We start from the raw sequence: 22,372 nt of genomic DNA, 5'->3' as shown, positions 1-22,372 counted from the left end.
CGAGCAGACACCGCCTTTGATTTGATGAAACAGCACAAGTGAGTGCACAGGAAAGAGCAACTTGTTCTAGAAAGAATGTCGTGAATCGTCCCAATGTTCTTTTGATCACAACCGACCACTGGCCAGCCACGTTCCTGGGTTCTGCCGGACATCGATCGATTCAGACGCCGACTCTGGACGAGCTGGCCCGACAGGGAACACGATTCACGAATGCGTACAGCGAGTGTCCCATCTGCATTCCCGCTCGGCGGACACTTCTGACCGGGATGACTCCTCGGTCTCACGGGGATCGAACTTTTCAGACGACTTTGGAAATGCCGACGGCACCAACGCTCGCGCAGTCGTTTCGTGAGGCTGGGTATCAGTCATACGCCGTTGGCAAGCTCCATGTTCATCCTCAGCGGAATCGGATTGGCTTCGATGATGTCTTGCTGGCGGAGGAAGGCCGGCCACATGACGGAGTGATCGATGATTACGATCTCTATCTCGGCGATGAAGGATTCGTCGGCCAGCAGTTCGAACACGGGATGAGTAACAATCAGTACTTCACGAGAACGTGGCATCTTCCTGAACGTTGCCACGTCACGAATTGGACAGCCCGTTCGATGTCACGGATGATTCGCCGGCGAGATCCGACCCGGCCCGGATTCTGGTATCTCTCGTTCACTCATCCCCATCCGCCACTCGTTCCGCTTCAACACTATTGGGACATTTACCAACAGGTGAATCCGTCGATGCCTGAGTATGGGGAGTGGGCTCCAGCTGATTGGAATTTCCAAAGCGGCGAAGGCACTCCTGGTACAATTCATCGAGACTCATCGGTTCCGTGGCTATTAAGAACTGTCCACGACAAGTGGCGGATCAGGACAGCAGCGGAGTACAACGCAGCCATGCGGGCTGTCTTCGCGCTCTGTACGCACATTGACCATCAGATTCGGTTTGTCCTGGGGACGCTACGGGAAGAAGGCCTGCTCGACGACACGATTATCCTCTTCACTGCCGATCACGGAGACATGTTTGGTCAGCACGGTCTTTGGGGAAAGCGATTGTTCTACGAGGGCTCCGCGAATGTTCCCATGCTTCTTGTTTCACCGGTTTCGCGAACCGATGGCGCCTGCGAGAGCGTGGACTCGCGGCTTGTCGGGCTTCAAGATGTGATGCCGACGCTGCTGGAGATGTGTGGTATTGACGTTCCCGATTCGTGTGATGGACTTTCGATGAGGTCATCACAAGAACGCAATGTTCTCTACGGGGAGTGCAACGAGGGAGTAACAGCTACGCGAATGATTCGTCGCGATCAGTTCAAGCTCATCTATTACGCTGCCGGAAACGTCTTCCAACTCTTTGACCTCGACGCTGATCCCAACGAGACCGTCGACTTGTCACGATCCGCAAGTCACGCTGATATGCTCGCCGATTTGAAGAAGCGGCTTCGAGAGCAATTCTACGGCAACGATTCGGAGTGGCTGGACGCAAGAGGTGAGTGGGTTGGTCTCTCCAATGATCAGCCTCCTCCTCCGACGGACCGAGGATTGTTCCTGCAGCGAGGGACACACTGGCCACCCCCATTTCCTGGCTGATGGATCAGTCAATGCTGTTGCGAAAAATCTTGGAAGATTTTCTTGTGAGGCGAGGATGTCGCAAAGATAAGGTCGCTGTCCCGCGTTCCAAGAGCTACAATCCGTGATTCTCGACTTCGCTCCGTGCGAGCGAATCCGTTGTCTATTCCGCAACCACCAGGAGCGGAATCATTTGTTCAGGATGTGTGAAAGGTCTGTCGTGATCATTGTTCTCAAGCCCGACTATACCGACGAGCAGCTACAGCATATCTGCGAAAAAGTCGAAGAAATGGGCTTTCGGTACGAGTTGAGCCGAGGTGTTCAACGGACCGTGTTGGGTGTGATTGGTGAAGAGGAAGAACTGCGAAATGCTCCTCTGCAGGCAATCCCCGGTGTCGAAAATGTGTTGTCGGTGTTGAAGCCGTACAAGCTCGCAAGCCGCGAATTTCATCAGGAAGATTCGGTCTTTGAACTCGGTCACGGGGTCAAAGTCGGCGGGAAGTCGATGATTCTCATCGCTGGTCCCTGTGCAATTGAAGGTGAAGATATCCTGTTCGAGATCGGTCGAGCAGTAAAAGATTCCGGAGCCAACGTTCTGAGAGGCGGAGCATTCAAGCCACGTACCAGCCCATACAGCTTTCAGGGTCTGGGAGAAGACGGGTTGAAAATTCTGCGGACTGTGGGTGACGAGCTGCAAATGCCAGTCGTGACCGAGGTCATGGATCCGCGGCAGGTCGAGTTGGTTGTCGAGTATGCCGACATTCTGCAGCTCGGTGCCCGCAACATGCAGAACTTCAATCTTCTGAAAGAGATTGGCAGCACCGACAAACCTGTGCTGTTGAAACGTGGAATGAGTGCGACCGTTCAGGATCTACTCATGTCAGCCGAATACGTTCTGGCTCATGGCAACAAAAGAGTCATCCTCTGCGAACGCGGGATTCGAAGCTTTGATTCCTCGACACGAAATCTGCTCGATCTCTCGATGGTCCCCAATTCAAAGGGATGCTCGCATTTGCCGATCGTTGTCGACCCGAGCCACGCAACCGGTCGTCCGGACTTGATTCCAAGCATGGCACTGGCGGCCGTTGCAGCTGGGGCGGATGGAATTCATATCGAAGTTCACAGCTGTCCTGAGAAAGCAATGAGCGACGGTCCACAGGCACTCTTGCCGGGACAGTTCAATGAACTTGCAGAGCAGATTCGGTCTCTGGCATCGTTCTTCAAGAAAGAAGTTGCACCAACTCCGCAAGTTGTCTGAGCAGGTTTCTCTCGCATGACCACGGAGAAAAAAAACGAAGCGACCCAGCCAAGGTGAGTGCTCATTTCACTTCCCTTGACTGGTCATCGTTTTTTGATTTGAACCGATGCCGATTCCCACGGAAATTGGAGGACCAGCATGCAATGGTTGGCAGTTGCTTTGGGAGGGAGCCTTGGGGCGATGCTGCGATTCGCGCTGAGTCAATGGGTGGTCCGGCGTTTTCCTGTCGGAACACTTGTCGTTAACGTCGTCGGCTGCTTCTTGATTGGTCTATTGATTTCACTGGCTGTGAAAACGAAATGGCCCGGACCGACGATGCAGTGTTTTCTCATCGGGGGATTTCTGGGATCACTAACGACGTTTTCGACCTTCGCTTATCAAACGTTTGAGCTGTCAGCGGAAGAGAGCTTGAGCTGGGGAATGCTCAACCTGTTCTCGAATCTTGTTCTCGGCCTAGCTCTCGTCTGGTTGGGAATCGTCACGGGCGAAGCGATCGCTGCGACGTTTGAGTCGTCGAACTGAACTCTTTGAATAGATTTCTCAACGACCTTCTTGCGGGTTCCACCACCAGCTGCCTTCGGGAGCAGGAGACTGCGTTCCTGGTAAAGCGGAAACTCCTTCGTCGCGTACATCACGCGCAACTCGTCCAGCATCGATCGTAACGCCTCCAACAAGCCCGAGGAGGACGCCGCCCGCCTTCTTGGTCGTCGATCTCGATTCAACGAAACGTGGAGGGCTGTAGACTTCGAGCGGAAGTCGATCATCCTGCATCAGTGTGGGGAAGGCATCTTCCACGTTTCCCCGATCCCAATTCTGATCAATCAACGCTCCGGCGAGAGCCAGATCGTACAAGCTTTGAAGCTCTGCGAAGGCGGGTTGCCGGGCTGCGAGTTCTTCGAAGTGTTCGGTGAATTGTTGAGCGAAGCGCTCAGTAGACTTCCGCGTGACGGACGAGGCCGAACGGTCTCCTGTCGCATCCGAGATTTCTTCCTGTGCCATCAATTGGGCTCGTTGACCTTTGATTGCGAAAACAGTTTTCTCGGCGTTCGTTCCGATCGGTTCGTAGAGCGGCATGAACCACCATCGCTGCAAGCTGTTTCCCTGAGGGCGAAGTAGTGCGAGATGGCTGGAAATGCCCCGCACTCCTGAAGGATCCAATCCGAGGGCAATGCGTTTCATTCGCAAGTCCGCTTCAACGAGTGCGAGCGCAAAGTGAGAATCGTCGGGAACACCCCAGATAGAAACTTGCTGGTTCCCCAGAATCGTGGCCATCGTTCGAATGCGACGCTGGGCAGAAGCAGTGGAGGTCACACTCGAGTTGGCACGCACGAAGTTCTGAAGCTTTGACAGGTTCTCATTCGTCGGATCAATCGAAACGCCGATTTCATTTTGTCCAGAAACCGTTGAGCGAAGCGCCACGACAAAATCGTCCAACTTCATCGGAGGACGTCCGGTGGTGTTGCCCAGAATCTGTCCGTCCGGCCCCGGTCCGAAACCTTCTGCCGGGCCGACGATTCGAATGTCTTGTTGTTCTGGATCGATGACGACGTAGTCGATGCGCTGAAGACCAGCGAGATAGGCGATGGCAGGCGGAACTTCCGATTCGCTCGCAAGGCTGGAGCGTAGTGCCTCATCGAGTTGCTTCAACGAAAGAACTCTCGCTTCGTTCTGTTCGATTAAAGTGGGATCTCCAAGTTGCTCAGCGAAAGCGGATTGAAGGTCCTTGAGTTCAGACCTTGAGATTCTTCGCGTTGGAGACGTGCTGACGATTCCGTCAGCGTCGATCAGAATTCCGCCGACGTTCTGATTTCCGTTGTTCCCGTTGCCATTTCCATTTCCGTTCCCGCCGCCCGGCTGTTGTTGGGCCGGAAGGTTAAAAGGGCTGATGATCACGAGAATTGCACAGCAAAGCAGAAACTTGAGAGAGTGACGCATGGATCGTTGATTCCTTTTTGCGAACTCATCTCCCCAAGGGGGGATGCGGACCGTTCGTCGACGATTGGTTGATCATACCCGGCTCCCTATCAGAAACGCGAACGGATTCTCTTTCGCAACAGCTGGATCAACGAGAATTCCGAACTGTTAAAGCGGAGAGTCTCAATCGTCTGGGCAGACTACTGTTGCCGCCAGAAGCGGGGCGTCAGCAACACCAGAATGGCGAACAGTTCGAGCCTGCCCAGCAACATCAACATGGTCAGAAGCCACTTCCCCTGCTGCGAAAAATTCGAGAAGTTTTCCGTCGGTCCAATGACTCCCAGGCCGGGGCCGACGTTATTCAACGTGGCTGCGACAGCCGTTCCGCAGTCGAGAAGTTTCTCTGCAATTCCGTGTTCACCGTGCGTTTTCCAGAGATCGTCAGGTTCGATGGTAATCAGCAAAAGCCAGCTTCCCAGGAAAATGACCATCACCATACAAAAGTAAACGACGACGTCGTGGCGAATGCGTTCTTCGACGACGATCCCTCCGAGTCGAAGGGGGCGAACCACATTCGGTCGAAATGATTTTTCGATCTCGAGGATGAATATCTTGCCGAGCAGAACCCAGCGAATGACCTTGATTCCCCCTGCCGTCGAGCCAGCACAACCTCCCACGAACATCAGCAGGAACAGCAGACCCTTCGCGAATTCGCTCCAGTTGGAAAAGTCTTCCGTGCCGAATCCTGTTGTCGTGATGATCGAGACCGTGGCGAACAAGCTGTGCTGCAAAGCCACGAACAGATTTCTGTAGTAACCGTTCACCATCAGGCTGATTGTGAGCAGGATGGTGACCACCAGAATGATCATCAGGTACGCACGCAGCTCGGCGTCGCTCGTCAAATGCTTCAGCCGCTTCGTCCAGCTGTCTTTGTGGTGTCGGCGAAAGACCAGGTAGTAAAGCGAGAAGTTCACTCCCGCGAGCAACATGAAGATGATGATAATGAACTCAACCGGCCCTCCATTGTAGAAGCCTACGCTGGAGTTGTGAGTGCTGAATCCTCCGGTTGCCATGGTCCCGAACGTATGGCACAGCGATTCGTATAGAGAAACTCCGCACGACATCAGCAAGACAGTTTCGATTCCGCTGAAGACGACGTATATCGTCCACATCACAATGGCAGATTCCTGAACCCGCGGACGGACAGATTCGGTGATCGGGCCGGGGACTTCGCGTTTCAGCATCGCCTTCCCCCCTGCCCCCAACTGGCCGAGAATTGCGACGAAGAGGACGATAATTCCCATGCCGCCCAGCCAGTGAGTGAAGCATCGCCAGAACATGATGCAGCGGGGAATGACTTCGGGATCTTCAAGTTCGGTGAGAAGCGAGGCACCCGTCGTCGTAAATCCGGAAACCGACTCAAAGAACGCGTCGATAGGAGTCATTTTAACGCCGGGAGATCGCTCGCTTCCCGAGAATAGAAAGGGGAGCGCACCCAGGACTCCAGCGAGAATCCAACCCATGCCGACGGTGGCGAATGCTTCCTTCCTGAGGATTGAAGACTTGCTTTGATGTCCCCAGGCGTACAAAGCCCCGCTGATTGCGAGGCTGCAAAGCATTGCGAAGACGAGACCCCAGAATCCGCGTGCTTCGAACGTTTCCACTTGTCCCATGGCCGGGAATGCCCACGGCAGACTGAAGGCCATGGATGCCCCCACGAGCAATCCGAGCAGTCCGAGCATCCGTGCAACAATGGGCCAGTTCATACAAGTTCGTCGTTATAAAGTTGTGTGTGACCTGTCACGCAGTTGGTCGACACAAATGAATGCAGCGTAAGTGTCGAGATGAAAGATTGCGAGCGTTTCACGGAATCCACCGTCAGCGAACTGTCTGCCACGCAATCAGACATGACGTACGTGAAACTCTCAGGCTCCCGCCCGAAGGAAAATCGTGAGGCTGTAGACGACCACTCCGACAACAACGACTGTTCCGAAATTCAATAGCCAGCGGGCAGTGGCTGGCTTCTTCAGTGCGATGATCTGAGCGATGACACAGACGACAACGACCAGCGAAAGCTTGAAGTAAAGCATCCCCTGCACTGGCCCCCAATGATTTAGAAAGAACTCCGCAACGGGGTTCGACTCTCGAAACTTACCTGTGGAGAGAAGCAGGTAGGTCATCAGAAAATCGAGGACGTTCACCAGAATGAACATCGCGGTTTCAGCTTCGAGTGGAAGGTGACCGACGAGCAAATCTGACCATGATCGCTCTGTTTCGTGTTCGCCTACTTCCGAAACTGCGTCAGAGTTCTCGGAATCCTGGTTCATCGCTGTCCTGCTGTGATTGATCTGACGACTGTATTCTCAGCCCGAGTGGGCGTACTGATTATAAGATGCCTTGCCGCTGATTCCGAGGCGATGCACAGGAATTCAGGCAAGCATCAATATGGACTATTGGCTCTGATAGCGAATCGGATCGGTCAGCCCGGCTTCCTGAAATCCACGTTGTCGCAACTGGCACGAATCACAATGCCCGCAACTCACACCTTCCGGAGAAGGATCGTAGCAGCTGTGGGTCAGTGAATAGTCGACACCGAGTTCGATACCACGTTTGATGATTTGAGACTTTGTGAGGTGAATCAGCGGGCTGTGAATCTGAAACGTCCCCTCCCCGTCGACACCTGCTTTGGTGGCGAGATTGGCCGTCTTCTGAAACTGTTCGATGAACTCCGGCCGACAGTCGGGATATCCGCTGTAATCCACGGCATTGACGCCGATGAAGATGTCGAACGACTTCAAGACTTCGGACCATGCGAGTGCCAGCGAGAGAAACACTGTGTTACGAGCTGGCACATATGTAGACGGAATCCCTGCCGACATGCTTTCTTCATCGCGATCCTTGGGAACATCGATGTCGGCTGTCAGCGATGATCCGCCGAACTTTCTGAGGTCGATGGGAATCGTCACATGTTCGGCGACGCCCAGACGTTCACCGACGCGATGAGCTGCTTCGAGTTCGAAACGGTGACGCTGACCGTAATCGAATGAAAGTGCGTGACAGGTAAAGCCTTCGTTCTTCGCGATGGCGAGAGCTGTGGCTGAATCGAGTCCGCCGCTGAGCAAGACCACTGCAGGTCGTGGCTGTTGAGTGTTTGAGTTCATCAGTCTTGGTCGATCGTAGTCGTGGCAGGATGGAAACCGGTGGTGCCGGTGGAGACCCTGTAGAGTCCAGTTCCGACGGTGAGATAGAGCGATTTTCCGTCGTCGTTGATACCGAAACAGCAATTCGTGGGGAGTTCAGGTGTCGGAAGAAATTCCAGTTCTTCTCCAGTCGGCGAGAAGACCGCAATTCCGAATCGGTCCTCGCTACGGACTGCTGCAATCACATTCCCGTTTGCGTCGACGGTCATGCCATCGATGCCGGTTTGATCTCCGAAATCGCGAAGGACACGCCGATTCTTCACTGATCCATCCGGCAATAAATCAAACGCATTCAACGTCATTCGCTTCGGCGATTCAGGCTCTTGGTTATCAGACTGGCCCGTCGATCCATTGTCTGTTTCGGCAACGTAGAGGGTTTTCCCGTCGGGAGAGAGAACGACTCCGTTTGGTTTTGTGATCCCCGTTTTTAATCGTGTCAGTTGTTTTGTCTTCGGATCAAATCGGAAGACGTTCATGAGGTCGAGTTCGATCTTCTCCGGACCGATATAACGCGGATCGCTGAAGAAAATGGACCCGTCTGGATGAATGACGAGGTCGTTCGGGGAATTCAATCGCTTCCCGTTGAACTTCGAAACCAGTGGTTCAACTTTCCCGCCTTCTTGAATTCTACAAAGCGCGATTTTTCCTCCGTTGGCTCCGCAGCAGGCGATGAGCGAACCGGACCGGTCAAACATCAGCCCGTTGCTTTGCCCACTGTCCGAACAGAAGACGTCCGTCTTGCCTGTTTTCGGATCGAACCGCATGATCTTTCCGGGACGTTCTGTTCTCGCGATATCACTAAAATAAATCCGCCCGTCCGGTCCGACAGCGACTCCTTCGGTGAATTCACCGTCATTCCAGAGAAGCTCGAGTTCAGTATCTGGAGCGAAGACCGATCGCGTTTGTGAGGACTCGTTCTCAGCTGCCTGAGCAATGCTATTCCCACCGATCAGCACCAGAGAGAATCCAAAGCTGATCATTGACGCATATCCACATTTCATGGGCGGTTTCCTCGGAGAATCGTCTATCAGTTTTCAGTGAAGTCAGTCTTCGATGGTTACTTCGCAATCTGAACAACTCCCCGCCCGGAAAACTTCCCAGCGAGAATTTCATCGACAGCGTTCGGAAGGTCATCGAATGTCAGCGGGACTTTGAGTTGATCAAGATCATCCAACTTCCAGTCGCTGGCGAGTTTCTTCCAGATCTCCGCTCGCTGATCATCAGGACACCATGCGGAATCAATTCCGGCCAGCGTGACCCCTCGGAGGATGAATGGATAGACCGTCAACGGGAGTTCCGCGCCGCCTGTGACTCCGCAGCATGCGACACATCCGCGATGATGAGTTTTCTTGATGAGCGTCGCGAGTGTGTCTCCGCCGACCGTATCCACACCCGCTGCGAATTCCCCTTTCAGCAGAGGTCGTTTTTCCGCACTCAAAAGCTCGCGACCGGAGATTTCCTTTGCCCCCAGCGACTTCAACCAGTCGTGCTTTTCAGTTTTGCCTGTGACTGCATGCACATGGAATCCGAGTTTTGCCAGCAATGCGACGGAGAGGCTTCCGACTCCCCCAGTTGCTCCGGTGACCACGACGGGGCCCTGCTCCGGCAGGATTTTGTGATCGAGGATCGCGCTCACGCACTGAGCAGCTGTGAATCCCGCAGTCCCCAGAATCATGCTTTCTTCTGGCGTCATTCCGTCCGGAAGTGGGACAAGCCAGTCCCCAGGACAAATCAAGTTCTCCGACCATCCCCCCCAGCGCTCGACACCAAGCTCGTGACCGGTGGCAATGACAACATCACCGGCTTTGAATCGATCGTCTTGACTCTCGACAACGGTCCCGACCGAATCGATGCCCGGAACGTGGGGGAAGTTTTTCACAATGCCCGGATGCCCGGTTGCTGCCATCGCATCTTTGTAGTTGAGCGACGACAGACTCACTTCCAGCAGCACGTCTCCCGATTGGAGAGGGCCGATCTTTGTAGAAGTGACAGCTGCCTGAACGGATTCGTCTGTTCGATTGACGAGATAACAACTCGTCGTTCGCTCCTCCATGTTGTCTCCAATGGATCAGAATTTTCGCTGAGCGTGGCTAGACCCATGATAGTCACGAAGCGAGGATTTTTCACCGACCGCGACGAGGGAGAACGGTCTCGCTTGAGAGGTTGAATGGCATCGTGGCTGAATCAGAGCCAGCAACTGGCCCAGACATTGGGATTCACTGGTGTAATCCTCAATTTCGCAGGTTTCGAAATCTTAGGCGGGGTCGTTGGGTTTGACGTCCGTCAATTGATCGACTCAACTGTGCAGGAAACATCGAACAGAATCGATGCGAGTCTGTTACGCCCGAGCAAGTCGTTCGGGGGTGTCGACTCGCTGACACGTTGACTCGGGCATTGGCCGTGTTTGCTCGCAATTATCGATGCAAACTCAAACGACAGATGCTCAAGCATCACTCATGAGGAGTTCTTCTTGGATCCCCTGATCATTCTCGCCATTGGTATTGTCACAATCCTGGGTCTCATTCTGATCCTGAAAGTCAATGCGTTTCTCGCGTTGATCGTTTCAGCGATTGTCGTGAGTCTGCTTTCTCCGGGAGCGGTCGAAGACAAGATCTCTCGCGTTGCTGATTCGTTCGGAAGCGCAGCTGGGAATATTGCGATTGTGATTGGGCTGGCCGCCATCATTGGTGAGTGTATGATGGTCTCCGGGGCTGCCGATCGAATTGTACAGGCGTTTCTCGGCTGGCTAGGCGAGAAACGAGCGTCATGGGCGTTGATGGGAAGCGGATTCGTGCTTTCCGTTCCCGTCTTCTTCGATACGGTTTTTTACTTGCTGGTCCCGCTGGCACGTTCGCTGTTTCGCAGAACCAACAAGAATTATCTGCTCTATATTCTCGCGATTGCTGCCGGAGGAGCGATTACACACACCCTCGTGCCGCCGACTCCGGGGCCGCTCGTGATGGCGACGACCTTGGGAATCGACATTGGAACGATGATTCTCGTCGGGGCGATGGTGGCTTTGCCCGCTGCGATTGCGGGGTTGGCGATCTCTGCCTGGCTCAACAAAATGATCGAGATTCCGTTTCGTGATGACCGTGTCGTCGGAACCGAAGATGATGTGCCTGAAGTTCCGAAAACGACTCCGCCGCTGTGGTTGTCGTTGTTGCCAGTCATCCTGCCGGTCGCTCTGATCTCGGCGAATACCGCACTCGATACCTTGGCAAACGCGGAACATACTCCCCGCTTGCAAGTAGCGGATATCACCGACTGGTCAGCGTTTCAGTCCGCACTGGTCGGACCGGATGCCGCTCCGGCTGCTCAAAGGATTGCGAGCGTCTTGCCGGAAGACGTTAGAGAGATCTTCGAGGAACCAAACCTCGATGAGGAACAGAAGCAAAGCGTCGTCACCGCATTCAATGACGTGCTCGTTCAGAAAAGCCCGCTGCTTTACGACAATCATGCCTTCGATGAAGTGATCGACAAGAGTTGGAAAATCGACGAACAACTCAATGCAGACAAGATCTCCAAGGAGCGTGCTCTCGAGTTGGAACGTGAGTCGCTGGTCAGTGCTCTTTCGCAATCTGATCTCGACGCAATGAAAGTCCATGAGCGAGAGCGATTCAATCGACTGCTGCTGGAAGTGACGTTCCCGAAACTGATTCGTGCCCACGATTGGAATACTCCTCTGCGACAGGCAGCGAACGTTTCCAAGCTGTTCGGAAATGCGAACCTGGCTTTGCTGCTTTCGACCATCATTGCGATGTGGATTGTTTTCCGTCAGAAGAAGCCAACGCTGAAAGCGATGTCAGAAACGGTTGAGCTGGCACTGATGAGCGGCGGAACCATCATTCTAATCACCGCTGCCGGGGGAGCATTTGGAGCGATGCTTAAGGTGGCTGGCATCGGAGATGCGATTCGAGACATGTTCACCAGTGGCGAAGTCTCTTCCTCGTCGACCGGGATGGCGTTCCTGATTCTTGGTTATTCATTGGCTGCACTGCTGAAGGTGGCTCAAGGTTCGAGCACGACTGCGATGATCATCGGTTCTGGAATGTTGGCGTCGATGATCAGCGGCGTCGAACTTGGTTTTCATCCCGTTTACCTGGCGACGGCCATTGGAGCTGGTTCGCTGATGGGAAGCTGGATGAATGATTCCGGATTCTGGATCTTCACGAAAATGGGCCGCCTGACCGAATCGGAAAGCCTTCGCTCCTGGACTCCGATGCTAGCCGTTCTCAGTCTGGTGAGTTTCGGAACGACGATCCTGCTCTCGCAATTCCTTCCACTGCTTCCAACGGCATAAAAGAAAGACCTCCTCAATGATTGATTGAGGAGGTCCGTCTGTTGTGCTGATCGGAAAACGGCTTTGTGACTACTGCCGTTTTCCGTAGACGACCACTTGATTCAAGTGGAGAATCCCCTTCCCGTCTAATCCAATTTTGACGTATTGGCCGGTCGTTCCTGCAGGCAGATCGACGACGTAGTTTTCAGCTGGAGCTGATGACTCCCAAACTTGCTTCCAGTTCTCTCCATCGTCGGAAATCCAGACAGCCAGATCGCGTGCCCGCTCGTAGAATTGGGGATTGCGTCGATTCTGGATTTCGATGTGACGAATTTCAGAAGGTGCTGCGAGTCGAATTCCAATCGCGGGGTCCTTCGTCTCGTTGTTTGGCGAATGAAATGCGAATTCGCGGTTGTTCGAATCGACGGCACTCAGCACCAGGTGGGCATATTGTGACCAATGATCGGGGAAACCTTCGCCAAGCTGCAGGAGTGCATCCCGCGAGATCTCTTCGAAATCACCGTGTCGTCTGAGATCACCGACATCGGAGAGTCCGGTTTCGATCCAGCCATCTTCGCGGATTACGAAACCGGTTTGATCTGACAGAAACTCGATCAAGTCGAGGAATTCACCGGGGGCGATCGTTCTGACGAGACCTTCGGGCATCGAACTCGCTTTCATGTCACGACGCGCATCGATGTCGTCTTTGGCGATGACTTCCTGCTTCCCTTTGCCATCGTCTGTTGCAACTCCAAGGGTGAGGCTGTCATCGGTTTCCGCGAGGATGAATCCGTTGAGAACTTTTCCCTCGACGGTAGCAACCTGGACCGTCTCGTAACCTTTGGCAATCTTTTCGTTTGGATGAAGAATGTGAGTGATCAGCTCTTCGTGAGAGTAGCGAGCGCCGATTCCGTCCAGTCGCGGTCCGAACTGTTTGCCGAGATCGCCAATTTGATGGCAAGCGGAGCAGACCCGTTCGAAGACGACTCTTCCTTCATTGGCCTTTCCGCCACCAATGGATGCCAGCGACTGAATCGCACGTTGCTGGTCTCGCCGGGAAGCTTCTGAGTCCTGAGCTATTGCGAGTGGACGAATCGCTTTGCCGCCTGGAGTCGCTGCGAGAAGGAAGTCTTCAAAGTACTTTCTGGCAGCATCACTCGATTTGGCCAGTGGAGATTGCTCACCTTGAAGCGAGTCCGCAAACGGAGCGAGTGCTTGCAGCGTGTGTTCCAAGGTGTATTCGATCCAGTAATCAAGCGGCTGATCAACGACTTGCAGTGAAACGGCGAGGGCTTCTGGGGTTTGAACGAAGCTGAGTGCTCGAACGCCTTCCAGTCGCACGCGGGGATGAGGGTCACGAACAGCTGTTTCGAAGATCGCGAATGCGTTGTCGTAGCGAGCGATTTCGTTCGCCACTGCATGCACAACCGCCGAGCGAGCGTGGAAGTCGTCCGCTTTCATCAGTCGATCGACCAGTGCTGGGTCGAGTTGTCGAAAGCTTTCCTGAATCCAGAGTGCTTCGCAGAGCTCCTCTTCTGTTCGATCGTCTTTCAACCAGTCATTCAGCGCGTTGAGGACTTCCTGTTGATCGCGCGCCCGTAGTTCGCGGCGAGCACGATAGCGAGTGCGGAGCTCGTAGGCTTTCAACTGGTCCAGCAGTTCCGGGATGCTCGCATCACTTTGCAGAACTGGTTCGATCAACGGAGTGTCGGTATGAATAAGCCGATAGATCCGGCCATGTTCGTGATCTCGATTCGGGTCACGCTGGGAGTATTGCATGTGCCCGATCAGGGCGTTGCACCAGTCTCCAAACCAGAGTGCTCCATCCGGGCCGATCTGAGGATCAACTGGGCGGAAAAAGTTGTCGGTCGAATCGAGCAAGTCTTCGACGCGTTGTCCGTCATAGCCAGCTGTCCCCGCTTGATCGTGAAGCGTAAAGCGAGGCATTCCGTGCATGTTGATCACGCAGGCGTAGATAAACTGCCCCTGCACATCATCCGGAAAATGACGACTGAACAGAAACTCGTTCCCCACAGCTGGTCGCATTCCTTCGTTGTTGAAAACGGGTTGAAGCGTTCGACGTGACGAGACGGGATAGCCCGAGAGAGGACTGGTCCAGTGTTGTTGAGCGTTGGTTCCATCGCCGATGATACCCATTCCCCAGCGATCAAAGACCATGCACCATGGGTTGCCATAACCAGGGGTTCGGAAGTGGCGGAACCGCCAGCTTTGAGGGTCGAGGACGTAAGAACCGGACGGGCCTTTATTGCGAAACGGTCCCCAAGGAGTTTCCAGAGTTGTCGACATCGACACCCCCTCCTGCATATAGAGCAGTCCCCCGTGAGACCATTCCCAGGCACCCATGGCATGATGAGTATCGTCGGTCGCGATGCCGTCGAGAACTTGAGTCGCTTCATCGGCGACATCATCCCCGTCGGTATCTCGAAGAAAGAGAATGCGAGGCTCGTCGACGACGAGAACTCCATCTTCGTAAAACTCAAACCCGGTCGGGCAAATCAATTGATCGTAGAAGGTCTTGCAGACATCAGCCCGGCCATCGTTGTCTGTATCTTCCAGAATCAGAAGTTTGTCACCCGGGCGTGCTGAGCCGGGAAGCCACTGCGGATAATTGACCATGCAGGAAACCCACAAACGTCCCTTGCTGTCAAAGGCCATCTGGTTTGGGTTTGCCAGTTCTGGAAACTCTCGTTCGGATGCAAAGAGTTCGACTTCAAAACCTTCCGGAACACTCATCTGAGAAATGGATTCTTCAGGGGAGGGGTATTCGAGAGTCTTGGGCTCCCGCATTTTTCGAAACCCGTCGTCTCGAGTTCCGAACATCGTTTCCGGAATGAAGACCTCGCCGGTTTTGGAGTCATCAGGTTGGGGAGCGACGTTCTTGCCCGCGATCAAATCCCAGATGTATTGATCCCGAACTGCGACCATGTTGCGAATCTTCGCGTACTCTCCCGGAAACGTTTCGGTGTCCCAGGTTCTTCGGCCCCCGTACACATACCAGCCATTAAGCATGCGATAGTCTTGCAGGTGCAGCCATGACTTGTCGTTGACGACTTTTCGAAGCTGCTCGTATCCGGCCGAACCGATGTTGACGGGATCAGCTTCCGGAAAGAGTTGCTGATCGAGAGTCGTTGCGAGGAGTTGGTCTCCTTCATCGTTGTGATGAATCCCGTTGATTGTAAATTGTGCCCCGGGTTCCTGCCCGAATTCCTCGACGGTAGGAGTCAACAGATCGAGGAAGGGAGCGTCGATCTCCGCAGCGAGTTCCCGAACTGCGTCGCTATAGAGTTTCAGAACACGGTTGTTCTCATTGCCATCTGGAAGTAGCGGATTGTCGGTTGCTTCGAAGGCCATCGGGCTGACTAGGACGAAGCGGGCAGGGCGGTCCGGCTTCGAGTGCGTCTGTTTGGTTTGTTCGATCCAATTCCGATACTGGTCCTGGAATGCAGCGATGGCTTCCGGTGAGTCTCCAGAGAAGTGTTCGTTGAAGCCAAAGAAGCAGAAAAACAGCTCCGGTTCAAAGACCTCAATCGGCGTGTCAATTTTCGTGTAGTTATCGGGTCGCTGCTGAAGACCAACTTCATCGGCAGGCCAACCGAAGTTGCGAATGACCAGTTGTTTTTCAGGAAAACGCGTGTGAAGCATGGTCTCGAAGTGACCGAACAAATTCATTCGCTCGGCCAGTGAACCGCCCATGAAAGCGATTCGTTCGTTGTCCCGAAACTCAAAGTTCTCGGGCGTGGCAGCATCTATTTCTGCAGGGAGCAGACACATCGTCGTCAGCAGAAGAATGAAGACTTTCAAGGTGGGCATGTGGTGATCCTTGTGGGGCGATGGATGAGTCAATCGACCCAGTTCAGGGGGTAGGGGACAGGGAGTCCGCGTGATCGAATGCGCTCAATTGTGCGGGCGTTCTCGGACGGTCGATGACTGGCGGGTTGGCTGTTGCACATCGGCAGGCAATTTCTTCCCGCTTCCGCGAGAATCCCGTCAGTGATTGATCAGAAATGATGAATCAAACGCCGTCCGTTTTCAACGGATCGGGGATGACCCACCGGTCAAACCTTGAGCAGCTGAGGCTCGGTGAAGTTGGTCGGAGGCGAACAGATTCTGCACTGTCGGAAGGAGCAGTTTTTGGTCTCCGAAGACTCACAATCGATACAGTGAGGATGTTGGAAAGAAACGGAACCGGCACAATCGCTACATTCGGCAATCCCTTCTTGTCTTTGCCAGGCTCGCGACTTTCGCTGTCCTTTCGATTTCCCCTGCTTTCTCGTTGGTCGATCATTTCTGTATCACCCAACACCATTCGCTGCCATGCAGGTCAACACATGGCGGTGACAGGTATTCACACTCACCATCCTTTTACCTTACGGACACTGGCACTCAGTCCGGAAAGGTCCCAGCGAGGAGTCAGGAAGATGCTCGTTCTTTCACGCCACCGAGATGAAAGCATTATGATCGGCGATGATGTCGTCGTCACGATTGTGGACATTCGTGGGGACAAAGTCCGCCTTGGAATTCAGGCCCCCACCGAGATCCCTGTGCATCGACAGGAAGTTTATGAAGCCATTCAACGTGAGAAGAACCCGAACAGTCAAGCGACATCGGCAAAGTCGACAGCCTGACGGTCGTCGGTTTTCCGTTCACGATAGAGGCGTTGCCGTGTCCCCTCACGCGGCAACGCCTTTTCCCATTTCCCTCACTGAGACGGGCAGAGAAGTCTTGTCATGATCTGGTTCATTGTCGGATGTATCGCCCCGGCATTTTTGATTTCGTTTGTCGTAACCCGAATCGTGAAGCGCTATGCTGAAACGTGGGGTCTCGTTGATCAGCCCGCTGCTCGGAAGGTGCATGTCACGCCAACTCCTCTGGGAGGTGGAATCGCGATCTACTTTGGGTTTCTGATTCCCATTCTCGCTGCCCAGGTTTTCGCAGCTGCCGCGATTCAAGGCTTGGTTCCCAGCGACTGGGTTCCGGAACTTCTACGAACGCATTTTGAGGGAATTCAGTACCGGGCACCGCAGTTCTGGACGCTCATGGCGGGAGGAACTGTGCTGGCCTTGATGGGTCTGTACGACGATCAGTTCGGCCTCTCCTGGAAGGTTCGCCTCGTCGTGCAGTTTCTGGTTGCGGGGATGCTGGTGCTCACTGGAACTTCCGCCACGATTTTCGTCTCCGTTCCCTGGTTCGGGATGCTGGTGAGTGTGGTGTGGATTGTCGTTCTGATTAACTCGCTCAATTTCTTGGACAACATGGACGGCTTGAGTGCGGGAATCGGGCTGATTGCATCGCTGATGTTCGCTTCTGTGATGCTGAACGGAACAAGTGAACCGCGCTGGCTTGTCGGTGGAGCACTGCTTGTCTTGAGTGGTTCACTCGCGGGATTCCTGGTGTTCAACTGGCCGCCAGCGAGCATTTTTATGGGCGATGCGGGGAGCACATTCCTCGGAATGATGCTGGCCAGCCTGACGCTGCTCGGGACGTTCTACGACAGTGGTGTCTCACAAACCCATGTGATTCTGGCTCCGTTGTGCATCCTCGCGATCCCGCTGTACGACTTCACTTCCGTCATGCTGATTCGTCTCAGTCAGGGGCGAAGTCCGTTTCAACCGGACAAGAGCCATTTTTCTCACCGATTGACCGGGATTGGGCTGAGTCGGACGAATGCGGTTCTCACCGTGCATTTCGCAACGCTGACAACCGGGTTAGGGGCATTGTTGCTGTATCACGTTGATGGCTGGAGTGGGGCGATGCTGGTGATTGCTTTGGTGCTGTGTACGCTTGTCATTGTTTCTATTCTGGAAATGGCGGCGGGAAGAGCGAACAATCAGGAGAAGTCGAACCCGCCCGCTCCTTCTGAAACCAACTGACAAGACCGAAGTGAACTATTTTACCCATGCTGTTCCGTTCCTCGGCTCGGATCTTTACGTCGTTGGAACCTGCATTCCAGACATGCTGGCGGTCGTCGATCGTCGGGCTCGTCTTCGTCTCAAAGCAGTCGATCGCCGCATTGAAGACGTCGACCAATCTGTCGAAGGTGATTCAGAGCAGGAACTTCTGAACGGGATTCGACAACATCTGCTCGATGACCGCTGGTTTCACGGGACTGAAGGCTTTTACTCGGTGACTGCCCAACTGGGGGAAGGATTTCGAAGCGTCTTGCCGGACGGAGATTCCTGGAGATGCGGATTTCTGGGACATCTCGTCATGGAACTGCTTCTTGACGATGTCTTGATTCAGCTCGATCGCTCTCGATTGGAAGAGTTTTACCAGAGCTTTCATCGCGTCGATCACGCGTACGTGCAGACGGTCGTTTCGAATGTCGCGACACGGGAAGTGCCGGATCTGGCCCGATTCCTGGGACTCTTTCTCAACGAGCGATTTCTCGATGACTATGCGAAAGACGAACGGCTTCACTTTCGACTCAATCAAGTCATGAAACGTGTGAAACTCGAGCCGCTGCCGGCTGCGGTTCTTCCCGTCCTCGAATTCGGACGGAGCGTCGTTAGAGAGAATGTAGACGCACTTCTCCCGCAGGAAATGTTTCCGAATCGCGACGTCCTCGGGAATCTCTCCTAATAGCTGTTCGAGTCTTCTCAGAAACGGTTTGCAGTCCGAAAAGCAGTGGCTTAGTGGGCCTGACGGGGAGTGCTTCAAGCATGAAGATAGGCGCATCCCGCCGAATCGACGAGAGCGATACGAGTCGGATCTTCCACAAAGCTGACTGTTCAAATCATATGAAGATTCTCCAACCCTTTCGTAAGTGGTTTTGACACCCTAAACTTCTGTCAATCTCAGCGCGTTCTGTTCAGAAAACGCGCATTGGATTCGCGGTCACATCCAACCTTCGTTTCGAAATTCATGGTAAGGCACGGACATGGCAGGGAATGATTGGCTCCAACAGTTTGTGGACGACGACACGATCAGCGCGGACCAGCTTTCCGAAGCGATCAACGTCGCTCAAGCCGGCGGAATCATGCCGGAAGATGCTCTTGTCAAACTCGGCTATGTCGACGAGTCCCGAATCGCGGAAGCCAAGGCGAATGCCTTCGGATTCAACTTCACAGACCTCGACAACCTCGAAATTCCCGGCGCCATCATCGAATTGGTGCCTGAGTCCGTCGCTCGCGAAAACACCTGCATTCCCGTCGAATTCATGGGTGAGCGACTCGTCGTGGCCGTTGTCGACCCGATGAACTTCGAGGTTATGGAGAAGCTGAGGTTCATTCTCAACAAAGATGTCGAATTGACCATGGCCTCGAAAGAGTCCATTAACGAGTCGATCAATCGTCACTACGGCGGCTCAGAAACTGAGTCCGTGGACTCAATGCTGATGGAGTTCACCGAAACGGCCATCGACTTCACCGAAACCGATTTGTCGTCCGCTGAGGCCGATGCGTCTGACGAGGAATCGTCGCCGATCGTGCGTCTGGTGAATCTGATTATCACAGAAGCAGCGAATATGCGGGCGAGCGACATTCACGTCGAACCGTTCGAAGACCGCATTCGCATTCGGTATCGAATCGACGGAGTTCTCGTTGAACGCGACAGCCCGCCACGACGTCTGCTCGCTGCTCTGACTTCACGCTTTAAAGTCATGGCACGCATGGACATCGCGGAAAAACGTCGACCTCAGGACGGTCGAATCAAAACGCGAGTCGGCGGAAAAGAGATCGATCTACGGGTGAGCGTCCTCCCGACGAACCACGGGCAGGCGATCGTTCTCCGAATTCTGGACCGTGACAATATTAAGGTCGGGATTCGAAATCTGGGCTTCAGCGAAGAAAACTATCGGCGGTTCCAGAACATCATCCGTCGCCCGAACGGAATCTTTCTGGTGACAGGTCCGACGGGAAGTGGAAAGACGACCACGCTCTACAGTGCTCTGGGAGAGCTCAACCGACCCGACCGAAAGATCATCACAGCCGAAGACCCGGTGGAGTATTACCTCCCGGGGATTAATCAGGTCGAAGTGAGACACAACATCGGGCTCGATTTCGCACGTATCATTCGCGCGATGCTTCGTCAGGCACCGAATGTGATCCTCGTCGGGGAAATCCGCGATACCGAGACCGGAGAAATGGCAATTCAAGCTTCTTTGACTGGACACTTGGTATTTAGTACTCTTCACACGAACGATGCGCCCGGTTCTATTACACGACTGATCGATATGGGTGTTCAGCCATTTCTTGTCGCTTCCAGCCTGATGGCCGTCATGGCCCAGCGTCTGATTCGCGTTGTCTGCTCCAAGTGCGGAACGTCATATCAGCCCGATCAGGAAGAACTCGACTTCTTCGAACTCTCTCAGGAACAGCTGGATTCTGCCAACTTCCGACACGGAACAGGCTGTGCCAATTGCCAGCACACCGGGTTTCGAGGTCGAAAAGCTGTGTTCGAATTGATGATGATGAATTCAACGATTCGGGATATGGCATTCCGCAGTGAGCCTGCTCAGAACATTCGTCGACAGGCCAGACTGTTCGGAATGAAATCGCTGGACATGGACGCAATTGACAAGGCGCTCGAAGGGCTGTCGACTCTCAGCGAAGCGTACAAGCTGCGTACAGGAGGTCACTAGGTCTGTGTCGAAATTGCGACGAAATCGCCTCTTTGTTGTCGCCATGCGGCGTCAATGATCCCAGTGGGTGTCGTCGCTGTGAGTTTTTGAGATTGATTTGGAGTCAATTTGACGTTGTTCGAAACGAGCGGAGGGTGATGTAAGTCGTCGTCGAGATGAAAGCTGGTTCGTTTTCGTGCTGAGCGGAACTGTTCTGTCGCTTCTGGGAATTTGGCGACGCAACAGCATTGTTCAGATCGGCCCTGAGCTGAATTCTGGCGGTCAAATTCGCATTCTCCATTCTTGATATCGATAATTCCTTCGCTGTTGGCATCATGCCCTCGGCGATCCAGTTCACATCACGAAGGTCAATATTCGGTGACAATTCAGATCGACAAACTGTTGGAGACAGTTGTCCGAGAGCGCGTGAGCGATTTGCACCTCACGACAGGACAGCCTCCAGTTGTTCGCCTTTCCGGGCGAATGCAACGTTTGGATACGAAATCACTTGAGCCCGAAGATACCGTGGCTCTGATGAAAAGTATTACCCCCGAGCGGAACCAGCAGGAACTCCAGGAAGTGGGGGGGACGGACTTTGGTTTTGCTTTCGGTGACAAAGCACGATTCCGTGTTGCTGTGTTCAAACAGCGTGGACATGTCGCACTAGTCTTGCGGCGAATTCCGAATGAGTTCCTCACGTTCGAGCAACTCGGATTGCCGCCAATCATTTCTGAGTTGATCTCACGACCTCGAGGTTTATTCCTCGTGACAGGTCCGACGGGAAGTGGGAAGACGACTTCGCTGGCGAGTATGATCAACTGGATCAATGATCACGAGCAACACCACATCATCACGCTTGAAGATCCGATTGAGTATTACCACGACCACAAGAAGTCGACGATCAACCAGCGGGAAGTCGGGGTTGATGTTCCGAACTTCCCGGAAGCACTTCGGCGTGCGTTGCGTATGGACCCCGACGTGATTCTGGTGGGGGAAATGCGAGACCTTGAAACGATTTCGTCGGCGATCACCGCGGCGGAAACGGGGCACGTGGTGTTCGGTACGCTGCACACCACCGGTGCTCAGGGAACTGTGGACCGTATCATCGACGTGTTCCCAACCAGCCAGCAGGAACAGATTCGAACGCAGTTGTCCGCTGCGATCATCGGGATCTTGAGTCAGGCACTTCTGCCTCGAATTCCGAAGGGGCTGGTCGCTGCTTACGAGATGTTGGTGGTGACACCTGCGATCGCGAACCTTATTCGCGAAGCCAAAACATTCCGTATCAACTCTTCGATTCAGACGGGCCGCAAGTACGGGATGCAGCTGCTCGATGATGCCTTGTATGACCTCTGGGCAAAAGGTCTGTGCGAAGAGCGGGATGTGGTTGTTCGATCCAACAACCCGGGAGAACTTCGAGCTCGAATCTCAAACGCCAAGCATGGGGAAATTGACGACGAAGAAGAGGAAGATGATGAAGACGAGTGGGAAGATGATTAATGCCCCACTTGCGGCTGGTCGGTAGGCCATGCTCGCTTCGATCGTTCCTTAGTCGGCGTTGCAAAGCTGTCTTCGCCGAAG

Annotated in this window: 17 protein-coding genes; 10 read left to right on the top strand and 7 right to left on the bottom strand. The window is 53.9% G+C overall.

Translation table 11 applies throughout. From position 1 onward, the window contains the following. The first annotated feature begins 80 nt into the window (after positions 1-80). From AB1L42_RS13505 to crcB, 3 genes are all read left to right on the top strand, one after another. Complete coding sequence (locus AB1L42_RS13505; protein WP_367056248.1) at positions 81-1,580, top strand: sulfatase-like hydrolase/transferase; 1,500 nt, start codon at positions 81-83, stop codon at positions 1,578-1,580. A 199-nt stretch (positions 1,581-1,779) separates the two neighbouring features. Next, positions 1,780-2,817 (top strand): 3-deoxy-7-phosphoheptulonate synthase, encoded by a 1,038-nt coding sequence (aroF, locus tag AB1L42_RS13500; RefSeq protein WP_367056244.1) that lies wholly within the window; start codon positions 1,780-1,782, stop codon positions 2,815-2,817. 138 nt (positions 2,818-2,955) lie between these two features. Continuing rightward, complete coding sequence (gene crcB / locus AB1L42_RS13495) at positions 2,956-3,339, top strand: fluoride efflux transporter CrcB (RefSeq protein ID WP_367056241.1); 384 nt, start codon at positions 2,956-2,958, stop codon at positions 3,337-3,339. Between the two features lie 18 nt (positions 3,340-3,357). Here crcB and AB1L42_RS13490 read toward each other — a convergent pair whose 3' ends face one another. The 6 genes from AB1L42_RS13490 to AB1L42_RS13465 all read right to left on the bottom strand — a co-directional run bounded on the left by AB1L42_RS13490 (position 3,358) and on the right by AB1L42_RS13465 (position 9,984). Then, positions 3,358-4,752: a DUF1598 domain-containing protein gene (locus AB1L42_RS13490; RefSeq protein WP_367056238.1), complete on the bottom strand. Its 1,395-nt coding sequence runs from the start codon at positions 4,750-4,752 to the stop codon at positions 3,358-3,360. Positions 4,753-4,931: 179 nt separating this feature from the next. Next, entirely contained in the window at positions 4,932-6,497 is a 1,566-nt protein-coding gene (locus tag AB1L42_RS13485) for a TrkH family potassium uptake protein (protein ID WP_367056235.1), read from the bottom strand. Between the two features lie 159 nt (positions 6,498-6,656). Beyond that, positions 6,657-7,058, bottom strand: coding sequence for a DUF5658 family protein (locus AB1L42_RS13480; protein WP_367056232.1), 402 nt, complete (start codon positions 7,056-7,058; stop codon positions 6,657-6,659). A 123-nt stretch (positions 7,059-7,181) separates the two neighbouring features. Then, positions 7,182-7,895, bottom strand: a complete 714-nt coding sequence (queC, locus tag AB1L42_RS13475) for a 7-cyano-7-deazaguanine synthase QueC (protein ID WP_367056656.1) — start codon at positions 7,893-7,895, stop codon at positions 7,182-7,184. Further along, positions 7,892-8,911 carry an SMP-30/gluconolactonase/LRE family protein gene (locus AB1L42_RS13470; RefSeq protein WP_367056229.1) on the bottom strand — a complete coding sequence of 340 codons (1,020 nt, stop codon included), beginning with the start codon at positions 8,909-8,911 and terminating at the stop codon, positions 7,892-7,894. Before AB1L42_RS13470 ends, queC begins: the two co-directional genes overlap by 4 nt. Positions 8,912-8,988: 77 nt before the next feature. Then, the gene (locus tag AB1L42_RS13465) at positions 8,989-9,984 is read right to left on the bottom strand and encodes an acryloyl-CoA reductase (protein WP_367056226.1); all 996 of its coding nucleotides are present in this window, start codon (positions 9,982-9,984) and stop codon (positions 8,989-8,991) included. Between the two features lie 114 nt (positions 9,985-10,098). On the opposite strand from AB1L42_RS13465, the gene AB1L42_RS13460 reads away from it, so the two are divergent. Together AB1L42_RS13460 and AB1L42_RS13455 are read left to right on the top strand one after the other, a co-directional pair. Next, complete coding sequence (locus AB1L42_RS13460) at positions 10,099-10,317, top strand: hypothetical protein (protein WP_367056223.1); 219 nt, start codon at positions 10,099-10,101, stop codon at positions 10,315-10,317. Positions 10,318-10,401: 84 nt separating this feature from the next. Then, positions 10,402-12,234, top strand: coding sequence for an SLC13 family permease (locus AB1L42_RS13455; protein ID WP_367056220.1), 1,833 nt, complete (start codon positions 10,402-10,404; stop codon positions 12,232-12,234). A gap of 69 nt (positions 12,235-12,303) precedes the next feature. On the opposite strand, the gene AB1L42_RS13450 is transcribed toward AB1L42_RS13455, so the two are convergent. Next, positions 12,304-16,044: a PVC-type heme-binding CxxCH protein gene (locus AB1L42_RS13450; protein WP_367056217.1), complete on the bottom strand. Its 3,741-nt coding sequence runs from the start codon at positions 16,042-16,044 to the stop codon at positions 12,304-12,306. A gap of 608 nt (positions 16,045-16,652) precedes the next feature. On the opposite strand from AB1L42_RS13450, the gene csrA reads away from it, so the two are divergent. The 5 genes from csrA (at position 16,653) to AB1L42_RS13425 (ending at position 22,291) form a co-directional block, all read left to right on the top strand. Continuing rightward, positions 16,653-16,859, top strand: a complete 207-nt coding sequence (gene csrA, locus AB1L42_RS13445) for a carbon storage regulator CsrA (RefSeq protein WP_146508873.1) — start codon at positions 16,653-16,655, stop codon at positions 16,857-16,859. 102 nt (positions 16,860-16,961) lie between these two features. Then, the gene (locus AB1L42_RS13440) at positions 16,962-18,104 is read left to right on the top strand and encodes an MraY family glycosyltransferase (RefSeq protein ID WP_367056213.1); all 1,143 of its coding nucleotides are present in this window, start codon (positions 16,962-16,964) and stop codon (positions 18,102-18,104) included. 10 nt (positions 18,105-18,114) lie between these two features. Next, positions 18,115-18,813 (top strand): hypothetical protein, encoded by a 699-nt coding sequence (locus tag AB1L42_RS13435; protein WP_367056210.1) that lies wholly within the window; start codon positions 18,115-18,117, stop codon positions 18,811-18,813. 298 nt (positions 18,814-19,111) lie between these two features. Continuing rightward, entirely contained in the window at positions 19,112-20,812 is a 1,701-nt protein-coding gene (locus AB1L42_RS13430) for a GspE/PulE family protein (protein WP_367056207.1), read from the top strand. Positions 20,813-21,169: 357 nt separating this feature from the next. Then, a complete protein-coding gene (locus AB1L42_RS13425) occupies positions 21,170-22,291 on the top strand; it encodes a type IV pilus twitching motility protein PilT (RefSeq protein ID WP_367056204.1) in 1,122 nt (373 codons plus the stop codon). Positions 22,292-22,372: the final 81 nt, after the last annotated feature.

Source organism: Thalassoglobus sp. JC818 (assembly GCF_040717535.1).
Taxonomy (GTDB): Bacteria; Planctomycetota; Planctomycetia; order Planctomycetales; family Planctomycetaceae; genus Thalassoglobus.
The sequence above is the reverse complement of the archived record's forward strand: the minus strand, read 5'-3'. Positions and strand labels throughout refer to the sequence as shown.

Excerpts from the sequence above, each read along its gene's own strand:
- crcB (WP_367056241.1), top strand. The coding sequence starts at position 2,956 with ATGCAATGGTTGGCAGTTGCTTTGGGAGGGAGCCTTGGGGCGATGCTG.
- AB1L42_RS13490 (WP_367056238.1), bottom strand. The coding sequence starts at position 4,752 with ATGCGTCACTCTCTCAAGTTTCTGCTTTGCTGTGCAATTCTCGTGATC.
- AB1L42_RS13485 (WP_367056235.1), bottom strand. The coding sequence starts at position 6,497 with ATGAACTGGCCCATTGTTGCACGGATGCTCGGACTGCTCGGATTGCTC.
- AB1L42_RS13480 (WP_367056232.1), bottom strand. The coding sequence starts at position 7,058 with ATGAACCAGGATTCCGAGAACTCTGACGCAGTTTCGGAAGTAGGCGAA.
- AB1L42_RS13470 (WP_367056229.1), bottom strand. The coding sequence starts at position 8,911 with ATGATCAGCTTTGGATTCTCTCTGGTGCTGATCGGTGGGAATAGCATT.
- AB1L42_RS13465 (WP_367056226.1), bottom strand. The coding sequence starts at position 9,984 with ATGGAGGAGCGAACGACGAGTTGTTATCTCGTCAATCGAACAGACGAA.
- AB1L42_RS13460 (WP_367056223.1), top strand. The coding sequence starts at position 10,099 with ATGGCATCGTGGCTGAATCAGAGCCAGCAACTGGCCCAGACATTGGGA.
- AB1L42_RS13450 (WP_367056217.1), bottom strand. The coding sequence starts at position 16,044 with ATGCCCACCTTGAAAGTCTTCATTCTTCTGCTGACGACGATGTGTCTG.
- csrA (WP_146508873.1), top strand. The coding sequence starts at position 16,653 with ATGCTCGTTCTTTCACGCCACCGAGATGAAAGCATTATGATCGGCGAT.
- AB1L42_RS13440 (WP_367056213.1), top strand. The coding sequence starts at position 16,962 with ATGATCTGGTTCATTGTCGGATGTATCGCCCCGGCATTTTTGATTTCG.
- AB1L42_RS13430 (WP_367056207.1), top strand. The coding sequence starts at position 19,112 with ATGGCAGGGAATGATTGGCTCCAACAGTTTGTGGACGACGACACGATC.